Source organism: Acinetobacter pittii ANC 4050 (assembly GCF_000399685.1).
GTDB classification, from domain to species: Bacteria; Pseudomonadota; Gammaproteobacteria; order Pseudomonadales; family Moraxellaceae; genus Acinetobacter; species Acinetobacter pittii_E.
Genome location: NZ_KB976987.1, coordinates 3099586 through 3113019, shown reverse-complemented (window position 1 = coordinate 3113019; position 13434 = coordinate 3099586). Strand labels below are relative to the sequence as shown.

Annotated in this window: 10 protein-coding genes; 4 read left to right on the top strand and 6 right to left on the bottom strand. The window is 41.3% G+C overall.

All coding sequences use genetic code 11. The features are described 5' to 3' along the window. Positions 1-18 precede the first annotated feature (18 nt). Complete coding sequence (locus F931_RS18340; RefSeq protein ID WP_016142661.1) at positions 19-672, bottom strand: START domain-containing protein; 654 nt, start codon at positions 670-672, stop codon at positions 19-21. A 50-nt stretch (positions 673-722) separates the two neighbouring features. Beyond that, complete coding sequence (gene dapB / locus F931_RS18335; RefSeq protein WP_016142660.1) at positions 723-1544, bottom strand: 4-hydroxy-tetrahydrodipicolinate reductase; 822 nt, start codon at positions 1542-1544, stop codon at positions 723-725. 185 nt (positions 1545-1729) lie between these two features. On the opposite strand from dapB, the gene F931_RS18330 reads away from it, so the two are divergent. After that, entirely contained in the window at positions 1730-2092 is a 363-nt protein-coding gene (locus F931_RS18330) for a hypothetical protein (RefSeq protein WP_016142659.1), read from the top strand. Positions 2093-2206: 114 nt separating this feature from the next. On the opposite strand, the gene dnaJ is transcribed toward F931_RS18330, so the two are convergent. The 4 genes from dnaJ to F931_RS18310 all read right to left on the bottom strand — a co-directional run bounded on the left by dnaJ (position 2207) and on the right by F931_RS18310 (position 8167). Further along, a complete protein-coding gene (gene dnaJ, locus F931_RS18325) occupies positions 2207-3319 on the bottom strand; it encodes a molecular chaperone DnaJ (RefSeq protein ID WP_002119101.1) in 1113 nt (370 codons plus the stop codon). A 103-nt stretch (positions 3320-3422) separates the two neighbouring features. After that, positions 3423-3800, bottom strand: coding sequence for a hypothetical protein (locus tag F931_RS18320; RefSeq protein ID WP_004790237.1), 378 nt, complete (start codon positions 3798-3800; stop codon positions 3423-3425). Positions 3801-3899: 99 nt separating this feature from the next. Then, positions 3900-7064: an efflux RND transporter permease subunit gene (locus F931_RS18315; protein WP_016142658.1), complete on the bottom strand. Its 3165-nt coding sequence runs from the start codon at positions 7062-7064 to the stop codon at positions 3900-3902. Then, complete coding sequence (locus F931_RS18310; protein ID WP_016142657.1) at positions 7061-8167, bottom strand: efflux RND transporter periplasmic adaptor subunit; 1107 nt, start codon at positions 8165-8167, stop codon at positions 7061-7063. Before F931_RS18310 ends, F931_RS18315 begins: the two co-directional genes overlap by 4 nt. A 150-nt stretch (positions 8168-8317) precedes the next feature. Here F931_RS18310 and F931_RS18305 point away from each other — a divergent pair, with 150 nt between their 5' ends. The 3 genes from F931_RS18305 to ycdG all read left to right on the top strand — a co-directional run bounded on the left by F931_RS18305 (position 8318) and on the right by ycdG (position 13391). Beyond that, entirely contained in the window at positions 8318-8941 is a 624-nt protein-coding gene (locus F931_RS18305) for a TetR/AcrR family transcriptional regulator (RefSeq protein WP_016142656.1), read from the top strand. A 171-nt stretch (positions 8942-9112) separates the two neighbouring features. Then, positions 9113-11797: a phosphoenolpyruvate carboxylase gene (ppc, locus tag F931_RS18300; RefSeq protein ID WP_016142655.1), complete on the top strand. Its 2685-nt coding sequence runs from the start codon at positions 9113-9115 to the stop codon at positions 11795-11797. 298 nt (positions 11798-12095) lie between these two features. Continuing rightward, entirely contained in the window at positions 12096-13391 is a 1296-nt protein-coding gene (gene ycdG / locus F931_RS18295) for a solute carrier family 23 protein (RefSeq protein ID WP_016142654.1), read from the top strand. Positions 13392-13434: the final 43 nt, after the last annotated feature.

Genomic DNA, 13434 nt, shown 5'->3' with positions numbered 1-13434 from the left:
GCGCTTTTTTTAAGTTATTTATTTTAAAATATCTGGTAATTTTGGTTGTTCATAAATCGGGCTCATCACTTCCCGCTTCATTTTAAGCAGCATCTGGTAAGGCTGTTGTTGAACAAACATATTCACAAAGCTCAATGGAATTGAACCAGCAGGATCTGCATAACCACTTGTGGTTACTTTCACCTTATTATTTGCAAGTTTCTGGAACGTCCAATCCCCTTCATAACGAGTTAAGCGTACAACATCGGGCTGTATCGGATAGTTTCCACTAATTGCTGTATTTTTAATTGTTACAACGCCATTTGTGGCTTTGCTCATTTTTCCTTTTACAACAACATCACGATCTTTTAAAGGAAATGGAAAATCTAACACCATGTAGAGTGTGAATTCACCTTTTTTCTCATCTTGAGACAACATCTCAACTTTGCCCATATAAGGCACCCACTGATCGGCACGATTTACATCTAAAATCACAGCGACAGCGCGTTCAAGTGGTACATCAAAAGTCGTTTCTGCTTTATATTGAAAGACTGGATTATCTGTCTTTTGATACGTCCAGACTTTAATATTATTGCGGTCTAAGCTGAGTTTAGCTTTTTCTGTAGAAGCAGCCCCCGTCCAGAGGCTGCTCAAGCAAAGAAGAGTGGTCAAGGCAATTTGTTTTTTATTCATGTTCTGCTCTATCTTGTTTTTCTCGCTACACATGGAATGCGTACAGGGTTTTAAACCTGTACGTCGTTCAATCCTAAAACATCTTTCATGTCATATTTACGCGCTTCACGGCCCACAACCCAAGCCGCAGCTCGCACTGCACCAGCAGCAAAGTTCATGCGGTTCGTTGCTTTATGAGTCACTTCAACGCGCTCACCTTCACCAATGAACATAACCGTGTGTTCGCCAACAATATCACCACCACGAATAGTTTCAAAACCAATCGTTTGACGATCGCGTGGGCCCGTATGCCCTTCACGGCCATATACAGCAACTTCTTTTAGGTTACGGCCTAAAGTATCTGCAATCGCTTCACCCATCATTAACGCTGTACCTGATGGTGCATCTACTTTATGACGGTGATGAGCTTCAATGACTTCAATATCTACTGTATCTCCAAATACTTTTGCTGCAAGCTCAAGTAACTTGATTGATACATTTACACCCACCGAATAGTTCGCAGCGTAAACCACAGGTGTATGAGTAGCAACTTCGTCTAACTCAGCTTTTTGCTCATCTGACATACCTGTTGTACCAATAACCATGGCAACCCCAGCTTCACGGCAAAGCTTTAAGTGCTGAGCAGTTGCAACTGGTGCGGTAAAATCAATGATTACATCGCAGTCTTTCAAAACATCTGCCAAGTTTCCTGAAACCTTTACACCCACTGAACCAATACCAGCAAGCTCACCTGCATCAGTGCCCACCAAACTACTTTCTGGACGTACAACGGCTGCTCCTAATTGATAACCTGCTTGTTGAACTGCTTGAATAAGCGTACGGCCCATACGACCGCCTGCACCTAAAATACCAATGCGTGGAGCTGCTGACATAATCCTTCTCAATCTTCTGTTTTACGTAATTTGTCTACTATATCAAAACTCTTTGCTCCCGATAAAAAGTAAAAATTATTTTTTGAGATGAACTGAAATTTAATCTGTTTTCACAAAAGTTAAAGAATTGATCGGCACACTACGGAGCCACGAATGAGAAAAAGATGACGATAAAGGAGTTCAAAATGCATTCGAAAATTATTGGATTTACAGCGATGATGGGGATAATGAGTTCAATGGCATTTGCAGAGCCAGCAATCCAGCCAGGAGACACATTAGAAAGCTTATCTAAAACACGTATTACAACAAACGTAAATACTCAAACAGCAACACCTATAGCTCAAACAAGCGTGACAACCGATGACAATGCTGACGTTAAAGTTGAAGATATTGACCCGATTATTGGCGAAACAACAGCAGAAGCACCGAAAGTAGCTGTACAGGCAGAAGCAGTAGCCGCACCAGTGATCGAAAATACTCCTATTCTTGCTTCTAGCGAACCGACTGTAAGTGTTAATGATATTGATGTAGCTCACCCTACAGAGTAAGCAGTAGTCATTTTCTTTTAAGCAGAATAAAAATAATAAGATAGATCAGCGCAATAAAAAGGCGGATATTTTATCAATATCCGCCTTCTTTTTAATTTCTTGTCTAATCAAGCATTAATCGAACAAACGATCAAAGAATGATTTTTTCTTCGGTGAAGAAGCACTGTCTTCGCCATCAAAAGAAGCTTGTAACTCTTTAAGTAATTCACGTTGACGAGAATTTAGGTTGACTGGAGTCTCGACCACAATACGGCAGAGTAAATCACCCACCATGCTGCTACGTACTGGACGAACGCCTTTGCCACGTAAGCGGAATAATTTACCTGTTTGAGTTCCCTCAGGAATCTTCAAGCTAACGCGACCTTCCAAAGTTGGAATTTCAATTTCTTTACCAAGTGCAGCATCAGCAATGCTTACTGGTACGTCCATATAAAGATCTGCACCGTCACGTTGGAAAATTTCGTGTTCACGAACTACAACTTCAACGTACAAGTCACCTGATTGGCCATCACGAATTGCTTCGCCTTTACCACTCAAACGAACGCGGTCACCATTATCTACACCCGCTGGAATGGTAACTTCCAACGTTTGTTGACGGTCAGCCACACCTGAACCATGACATGCCTGACAAGGGTTTTTAATAATTTTACCTTGACCACGACAAGTACCACATGTTTGTTGTACAGAGAAGAAACCTTGTTGCATACGTACTTGTCCTGAACCATGACAAGTTTTACAGGTTTCAACATCTTTTGGATTTTTAGAGCCTTTACCATCACACACATCACATGGTGCAGGAGCAGTAAAGGTAATGGTTTTTTTCACCCCTTTTACAGCTTCTTCAAGGGTAAGTTCCATTACATAGCGTAAATCTGATCCGCGACGTTGACGTTGTTGACGTCCGCCACCACCGAATGCACCACCGAAGATATCACCGAACTGACTGAAAATGTCTTCGGCACTAAATCCACCGAAGCCACCACCGCCGCCGCCAAAGCCGCCTTCGAACGCATTATGACCCATGCGATCGTACATGCTACGCTTTTCACTGTCCGATAAAACTTCATAAGCTTCAGCAGCTTCTTTAAATTTCTCTTCAGCTTCGGCATTGTCAGGGTTTCTATCAGGATGATATTTCATCGCCAATTTACGGTAGGCTTTTTTGATCTCATCATCACTTGCGGTTTTTGAAACGCCTAAAACCTCATAATAATCACGTTTAGCCATTTTTGGCGGTGCTCCTCACGGAATTTTATCAATACTCTATTGCCGACTAAATGGGGGACTTTAGCCGAATTTACAAGGGGAAAATGTTCAAAAAATAGATATATTAAAAAACTGCCTTATTTTTTAAATATTTAGACAAGCCTTTTAACCATGCATTTAATAGAAATAACCACGCGATAGCGCTAAAAACTACACCAGCAACTGTAGAGGCTGTGACCCAAAGATTACTGTCCCATGCAAAGAAGAAGAGCGGAATAAACCAGACCACAGCAAAAATTGCCATACAAAGAAATAGAATCCCGTTGCGCATAATCCATAGTGCATGCGCATGAATCCAAACTTCAGCATTATCTACCACTGCTACTTTACGAGCGACCAAATAAGCAAAGGCCGCAAAAATAACCGTAAACAATGCAAGAAACATGAACGCATAAGAAATTACTATATAACGGCGATGCTGTTCGATATGGTCTTGCCCCATCTGTATTTCACCTCAATTCACTGCATTTTGCCTATTTTTTATGCAGTGAAATATTCCTGTATTTTTTGTGTAAAGACAGGTGCTACTATATTGGAGTTTTCAATATTTCGCACCTTTATTCACAAAAAATTTATGTATTTTATGCGGTTTTTTCACCTTAAACCACGCTGCATACAGTGCAGGTAGGAAAAATAATGTCAGTAAGGTGGCAACAATCAAGCCGCCCATGATCGCAACTGCCATCGGACCAAAGAAAATACTTCGTGAAAGTGGAATCATGGCCAGAACCGCAGCTAAAGCAGTCAAAATAATTGGACGGAATCGACGCACTGTCGCTTCAATAATCGCTTCCCAAGTTGGATGACCTGCTTGCCTATCTTGTTCAATTTGATCAATCAAAATAAGCGAGTTACGCATGATCATGCCAGAGAGTGCAATTGTGCCCAACATCGCCACAAAGCCAAATGGTTTGTTAAATAACAGTAAAAATAAAACTACACCAATTAAACCTAATGGAGCTGTTAACAACACGATGGTCGCGCGAGATAAGCTTTTGAGCTGAATCATAAGTAATGTCATGACCACAGCCAAGAAGAGCGGCATACCCGCATTAACGGAATTTTGCCCACGTGCAGATTCTTCTACAGTTCCACCCACTTCAATCAGATAGCCACTTGGCAATTCAGCGCGTAACTTATCCATTGATTCAGCTAACTCACCCACAACGGTAGCAGGCTGTAAATTGGTACGAATATCTGCGCGAACTGTAATCGTCGGTAAACGGTTACGATGCCAGATCAAACCATCTTCAAACTTATACTCAATTTTTGCAATTTGGGCTAAAGGTACTGTCGTTCCATTGTTTGTAGGTACAGCTAAGCTTGCCAATGAAGCCACTTCAACGCGCTCTGCCTGATCTCCACGTAAACGGATTTCAATGAGTTCACGCTTTTCACGATATTGCTCAATCGCACTACCCGTAATTGATGCATTAATGAAGTTCGCTAAATCCAGACTCGATACGCCCATTTGTCGAGCACGGTCTTGGTCAATCTGAATGGAAATGATCTTACTTGGCTCACCCCAATCTAAGTGTACATTAGTGGTATTCGGGTTTTCACTCATCACCTTAGCGACCTGCTGCGCCTCTTTACGCACCAGATTTAAATCTTCTCCTGACACACGATATTGCAATGGATAACCAACAGGCGGGCCATTTTCTAGTAATGACACGCGAGTACGAACTTGCGGAAGTAATTGCTTAATTTGTGTGTCCAACGAACGTCGAATTTCATCACGATCATCAAGCGATGATGCGAGCACAACAAACTGTGCAAAGCTGGCTTGCGGTAATTGCTGGTCTAACGGTAAATAAAAACGTGGTGAACCTGTACCGACATACGCCACATAGTTATCAATCCCTTTTTGTTTAGACAGGAAGTTTTCAACTTTTTTTACAGCTTGTTCTGTTGCTGTTAAAGAAGCACCTTCTTCAAGTTTTAAATCGACCAGAATTTCGGCACGGTTCGAAGGTGGGAAAAACTGTTGCGGAACCAGTTTAAACATCAGTACAGATAGCACAAAAATACCCACCGTAGTCGCAATTACAGTTTTACGGTAGGTTACACAAAACTCGACCATCTTTCTAAAACGTAGATAGAAGCTAGATTGATAAGGATCGTAGTGATGGTCCTGAGAAATGGCCACAGTTTGCGGTTGCGGCTTTTTAGTTAATCTTGCCCATAGGCGAACATACCAAGGTGCCTGATGGCCTGTTTTGGTAAAATCGGGTAATAGCTTTTCACCTAAATAAGGCACAAATAAAACCGCTGCCACCCAAGAGACCAATAAGGCAATTGTTACCACCTGAAAAATAGAGCGAGTGTATTCACCTGTACCAGATTGAGCTGTCGCAATAGGTAAAAAACCCGCCGCAGTAATGAGTGTTCCGGTGAGCATTGGAAATGCTGTGGTTTTCCATGCAAATCCGGCGGCTTTAATTCGGCTATAGCCCTGCTCCATCTTAATTGCCATCATCTCGACAGCAATAATGGCATCATCGACTAATAAACCTAGCGCTAGAATCAAGGCACCGAGTGAAATCTTATGCAGTCCGACATCGAATAGATTCATACCCGCAAAGGTCATTGCTAAAACTAAAGGAATAGAAAAAGCGACAACCAGTCCCGTACGGAATCCTAAAGAGAAAAAACTCACTAACAAGACAATAATGACTGCCTCAGCGAGTACCTTCACAAACTCATGAATACTACGTTGTACTGCTACAGGTTGGTCGGAAACTTTTTGCAGTTTCATACCTAGAGGTAGGGTCTTTTGCAGTTGGGCAAACTCTGTTTCCAGACTTTTACCTAAGGCAATAATGTCACCGCCCTTACGCATGGATAGGGCAATACCAATACCATTTTCACCCATAAAACGCATACGTGGTTGAGCAGGTTGGCTAAAACCACGATAGACATCCGCAACGTCACCCAGTTGAATGGTTTTATCACCAACCAACAAAGGTGTTTTTTTAATTTCCTCAATATCTTGTAAATGCCCACTTACCCTAATTTGAATACGGTCTGTACCCGTTTCAAAAAAGCCAGCACTTGCCATACTATTTTGCTTTTGTAAGGCTTCTTGAATTGCTGTAACCGGAATTCCAAGCTGTACCGCTTTAGTGTTAGAAATCTCAATCCAGATTTTTTGATCTTGTAGGCCAATCAATTCGACCTTACTCACATCCTTGACTCTTTGAAGCTGTAATTGCAAACGATCTGCGTATTCTTTTAAAAGCGCATAGTCAAAGTCTTTGCCTGTTAGAACATAAATATTACCGAAAGTGTCTCCAAATTCGTCATTGAAAAATGGACCTTGTACACCATTTGGTAGTTCATGGCGAATGTCATTCACCTTCTTACGAACGTTGTACCAAACATCAGGAATCTTGTCAGAAGTCAGTGAATCCTTGGCAACGAATGTGACCATTGACTCACCCGGACGGGAGTAAGCCATAATCTTGTCATACTGCCCTGTTGTCATGAGTTCCTTTTCGATACGGTCAGTCACCAGCGTTGAAACTTCTTTCGCAGTTGCCCCCGGCCAGTAGGTTTGTACAACCATGACTTTAAAGGTAAATGGCGGGTCTTCACTTTGTGAGAGTTTTGAATAAGAGATCGCGCCGATAATGCCAAGCAAGAGCATAAAATAAAGGACCAGACCTTTATTTTTTAATGCCCACTCCGAGAGATTGAATTTCATGGCTGTTTCACTCCCTGAATTTTCACCGCACGGTTTTCACGGTCAATCGGGTGAATCTTCTGTTTATCACGTAGCAGATGTACGCCGCCAATCACAACCCAATCATTTGGAGCTAAACCAGTTAAAATAGGTACGCTATCTTTGCCATATGCACCAATCGTTATAGGTACTTTACGTAAAGTTTGATTTGCATTAACCACCCACACATAAGGCTGGTTATCTGTTGCTGAAACACTCGAAAGTGGTACGCTCATCACGTTGGTTTGAGTCGAACTAAAAAATACGCGTGCACTTTGTCCAAGCTGAATAGCAGACTGGCCTTCTTTGAGTGCTACCTTAACTGTAAAAGTACGGGACTGGTCCGCTGCAGGAGAAACTTCGCGAACATATCCGGCAAATTTTTCATTCGGTTTAGACCACAAGGTAATCCAAGCAGATTGGCCAACTTTAATCTCGCTAACCGCTTGTTCTGGTACACCAATGACAACTTCACGTTCACCATCAATAGCAAGTTGATAAGCAGCTTGTCCTGCTGCCACCACTTGTCCAATTTCTATGTTTCGCGCAGTAATAACACCATTTTTGTTAGAAACAAGTTGGTTATAACCTGTTTGGTTGGCAGAAACTTCATAGTTAGAACGAGCTTGCTGTAAGGCTGCTTGTGCTGCGTCATATTGATTTTTTACAGTGTCATATTGCGAACGGCTTACAGCGTTAATCGGGAGTAATTGCTGAAAGCGTTTAAGTTCATCTGCTGCCGTTTTTGCTGAAGCCTGTGCATTGTCTAGCTGAGCTTTAGCAGCATTTAATTGTAGCTGAGCATCTGCCACATCAAGCTTTGCTAATACTTGTCCTACTTTAACCCGGGCGCCTACATCCACGTAACGAGCCGTAACTTGTCCACCTACCCGAAATGCTAAAGCCGTTTGTTGTCTCGCTTGAACATCCCCTGCATAGCTTTTTTGTTCATTAAGTGTGGTTAAGGGCTGTGCCACCATCACATAAGGTATTTCTTCTGTTTTTGGAGTCTCTTTACTACACCCCATTAATGTGACCATACAAACAATCACCATACTCATGATGAGAGGTTTTAACACATTCATATCTTATCGCTCTTATTCAAACTGATTTTTTAAGGCACAATATGCTTGCATCATAGTTCGTTTATTTTTCAATTAATATACCCATGGGTACATTAATTAAAGAAAAACATATAAGTGTTTATTTTTTAAAATTATTATTTAGAGGATTTTGTGCAAACAGTTAATCAAAGTGGTCGCCCGAAAGATCTAGAAAAACGTGCTCGTATTTTACAAGCCGCTAAAGCTATTTTTTTGAAATCTGGCTATCACGGTACCAGCATGAACCAGATTGCACAGGAAGCAGGTGTAACTAAGCTGACGGTCTATAACCACTTTCAAGACAAAGCCAACTTGTTTATCTGTGCGATTACAGAAACCTGTGAAGAGACACTGTGTACTAAACAATTTGAATTAGATGCATCGGCAGATTTTTATCAAGCCCTTTTTATTGTTTGTTCACGCGCCTTGCAAATTATTTACTCACCTGAGGCACTTAAACTTGAACATGTTTTATTTGAACTTGCAGCAGAACAAAGTCCACTCGCCCTACAGTTTTTTGATGCATCACATACGCGACTGCAAAATCAGTTAACTGAGTTTTTGCAAAAAGCGGCTCAATTAGGTTTTATTCAAACCGATCACCCAACCTATCAAACCGAGCTTCTTTTGTCTTTATTGCTTGGTGTACGTCACCAGAAGGTTTTACTGGGGATCATTGCTGTACCCAATGCGCACGAGCTTGAACAAATTATTCAAGATGCAATTCATTTATTCTTGCTCAAATACCAGAATTAAACCAAAGTCCGATTGTCAAAAGTTGTGCTAAGTGCATGTCATCTTTTCAGCCTCAACATGCGAATTAAATGTTATTTTTTAAGCAAAAATTCACATTTTCTTACGCTCAAAGCTTGGAATGTTCGCTAATCGCGCTATATTCGATAAGAATAAGAACAGGAGAAAAATAGCATGGTTCAGCAAATCGATGCGCCACTGCGTGAGGATGTCCGCTTACTTGGCAACTTGTTAGGTGAAACCCTAAAACAACATGCAGGACAAGAACTGTTTAATCAGATCGAGCAAATCCGTGCTCTTGCCAAAGGTGCACGTGATGGTCAAGCTGAAGCCGAAAAGCAACTAGAACAATTATTTTTAGAACTGCCCGATGAAGAGTTACTTCCTCTTACCCGCGCGTTTTCTCATTTCCTAAATTTTGCCAATATTGCTGAGCAATATCATGTAGTGCGTAGCCGCAGACAGGCAGAATTTGATCCGGATGCAAACTCTCCGAACCCCCTTGTTCACTTATTTCAAAAATTTAAAGATAAAAGTATTTCAACAGAAAAACTGTTCCAGCAAATTTGTGATCTTAAGATTGAACTGGTACTTACAGCGCATCCAACAGAAGTGAGCCGTCGTACCCTGATCCAAAAATATGATGATATTAATGCTTGCCTATCGCAGCTTGATCAGCAAAAACTCACGCCACGCGAACGTCAAAATGCACTTGCCAACTTAAAGCAACAAATTAGTTCGGCATGGCAAACGGATGAAATCAGGCAGCATCGCCCTACTCCAGTCGATGAAGCAAAATGGGGTTTTGCCACAATTGAGCAAACACTTTGGAATGCTGTACCTAAATTCATTCGCGAATTAAATGAGTTGGTTCAAGAAAATTGCCAACTCAATTTACCACTGAACATTGCACCAGTACGTTTTGCATCTTGGATGGGTGGAGACCGTGATGGTAATCCAAATGTTACACATCAAATTACCCAAGAAGTGCTCTGGTTATCACGCTGGCAGGCTGCTGACCTCTACCTAAGAGATATCGAAAACTTACGTTGGGAACTTTCAATCCAGACGTGTTCTGAAGAAATGATTCAGGCCATTGGTAGTCACCATGCCGAACCTTATCGTGAGTATTTACGTACAACACGAGAACGTTTAAAAGCGACCCGCCACTGGTTAGCTCAGCGTTTACAAGGTTTAGAAGCAGACGACAGCAATGTCATTAAAAGCAAAGATGAGCTTTTACAGCCACTATTGTTGTGCTATCGCTCTTTAATCGACAGTAATCTGCCTGAAATTGCGAATGGTCAACTACTCGACTTTATTTACCGTGTGAACTGTTTTGGTATTGAACTACTTAAACTTGATATTCGCCAAGAATCAGGTCGTCATCGTCAAGCGATTTCAGCAATTACCGAATATTTAGGTTTAGGTAATTTTGAGTCATGGACCGAACAAGCGCGCCAAAACTTCCTCATTCAGGAATTACAAAGCAAACGCCCACTTCTACCGAAATACATTAATGAACCTGAAGGTAGTTTGATTGGTCACCCAGATGTTCAAGAAGTATTTGCAACCATGCGTACTTTGGCAGACCAACCACCTGAGTCTTTAGGGGCTTATATTATTTCTATGGCTGAATATCCAAGTGATGTTTTGGCTGTATTGTTATTGCAAAAAGAAGCTGGCATTCAACATCCTTTACGTGTAGTTCCTCTGTTTGAAACTTTAAAAGATTTAGATGGCGCTGCAACGACCATGAATACGCTGTTCAATATGCATTGGTACAAACAGCACATTCAGGGTAAACACGAAGTCATGATTGGTTACTCCGACTCTGCAAAAGATGCGGGTTTCATGTCTGCCAACTGGGCGCAATATCGTGCTCAAGAAGAGCTAACAGCAATTGCTCAAACACACGGCATACAGTTAACGCTGTTCCACGGCCGTGGTGGCTCAATTAGTCGTGGTGGTGCTCCAACACAACAGGCACTATTTTCACAGCCGCCAGGTTCAATTTCTGGTGCAATCCGTGTCACGGAACAAGGGGAAATGATCCGCTTTAAATTTGGTCTAGAAGGCATTGCTATGCAAAACCTTGAGATCTATACCGCAGCAACACTTGAAGCGACCTTATTACCGCCACCAGAGCCCAAAACTGAGTGGCGTGAACTCATGAACCGCATGACTGATCATTCTGTTAAGGTCTACCGTCAAACAGTTCGTGAAAACCCACACTTCGTGAAGTATTTACGTACGGTTACCCCTGAACTTGAATTACAAATGTTGCCTTTAGGCTCACGTCCTGCAAAACGAAAAGTGAGTGGCGGCATCGAGTCTTTACGTGCGATTCCATGGGTATTTGCTTGGACACAAATCCGTTTGATGTTACCTGCATGGCTAGGTACTGGTGCAGCAATTAATGAAGTGATTGCTGATCAGCAAAAAGCAACCCTTGATGAAATGCTCCAGCAATGGCCTTATTTCCAAACACTCATTGATATGCTGGAAATGGTATTGTCTAAAGCCGATGCCAATATTGCACTCTATTACGAGTCTCATCTGACTGAAGATGAAGATTTGAAAGTTCTTGGCAACCAATTACGTCAACGTCTAAAAGATGCTGTTGAAACCTTGCTTGCATTAAAAGATGAATCAAAGCTTCTTAGCAATAATGAAGTTCTCGATCAGTCTATGCAGGTCCGTAAACCCTACTTACTCCCTTTACATCTTTTACAAGCTGAACTCATGAAACGTCGTCGTGATTATCTCGCTGAACGTCAGGCAGAGAATACCCCTGTTGACCATGCACTTATGGTGAGTATTGCAGGTATCGCGGCTGGTTTACGTAATACAGGCTAAACTGATTTTACCGATTGTTTTATAAAGCAGTGCATCATGATGTGCTGCTTTTTACTTGCAAAGTTCTCTATTTTTCTTAAATTTTCCTCGATTTTCTATTTTTTATAATATTTTTTTTAAAATCAAAAAATTAATTTTTATGATAAAAAAATAACTAATTCCTTATATTTAGAAAACATAAAATTATACCGATCGTTAAAAAATAATTGCTTTTCACATACATACCTCTCTCTAGAGATTAAATGCATTCTCAAGAAAGAGTATCATTGCACCAATTAAAAAATAATGAGCTTATTTTATGTCCAACTGGTTTCCCAAATGGCAGCCTTACCAAGGTGATGTTGACCATCGGCCGGTCTCTACCAATGAATATCTCCCACCCGTTCAAAGTGCTATTTTAGGTATTCAACATGCGTTTGCCATGTTTGGAGCAACTGTTTTAGCACCTTTACTCATGGGGTTTAATCCTAACCTTGCTATTTTAATGTCTGGAATCTGTACCATCCTGTTCTTTTTAATTACAGGTGGTCGTGTTCCGAGTTATTTAGGATCAAGTTTTGCCTTTATTGGTGTGGTTGCAGCTGCAACCGGGCATATTACAGGTTCGGGTGCCAATCCAAATCTATCGATAGCTTTAGGTGGAATCGTAGCATGTGGTGTTTTTTATGCCATCATCGGTTTTATTGTGATGCTTACGGGTACGCGCTGGATTGAAAAACTCATGCCGCCTGTAGTGACTGGCGCCATTGTGATGATTATTGGTCTCAACCTTGCACCTGTTACCATTAAAGGCGTTGCAGGCCAACCATTTGAAATGTGGATGGCTTTGATTACTGTACTTTGTATGGGCAGTATTGCAGTCTTTACGCGTGGCTTATTGCAGCGTCTACTTCTGTTGGTTGGTTTGATCTTGGCCTATGTCATTTATGCCATCACCACCAATGGACTAGGTTTAGGTAAACCAATCGATTTTAGCCAGATCTCACAAGCTGCATGGTTCGGAATTCCAAGCTTTTCACATCCTACTTTTGACACTAAGGCTATGCTAATTATTGCGCCAGTTGCGCTTATTTTAGTAGCAGAAAACCTAGGTCATATTAAAGCTGTTGGCGCAATGACTGGTGAAAATCTGACTCCACAATTAGGCAAAGCATTTGTTGCAGATGGTTTAGCAACAACGCTATCTGGTAGTGTCGGTGCTCCGGGCATGACCACTTACGGCGAAAACATCGGAGTTATGGCAGTCACTCGTGTGTACTCAACCATTGTTTTTGTAATTGCAGGTGTCTTCGCAATTTTCTTAGGTTTATCTCCAAAATTTGGTGCGGTAATTAGTACCATTCCAAGTGCTGTCTTAACAGGCGCATCTATTGTTGTGTTTGGTTTAATTACCATTGCTGGGGCCAAAATCTGGATCGAAAACAAAGTTGATTTTTCTAACAATAAAAATCTAATTGTTGCTTCAGTCACGATTATTTTAGGTGCTGGTAACTTTGAATTATTGTTCGGTAATTTCAATTTAGGTGGTATTGGTACCGCAACTTTTGCAGCCATTATTTTAAATTGGCTGTTTAGTTTAAAAGATAAAACTTAAATTCAAAAAGGCAGCGCAAGCTGCCTTTTTTCATTACGATTTA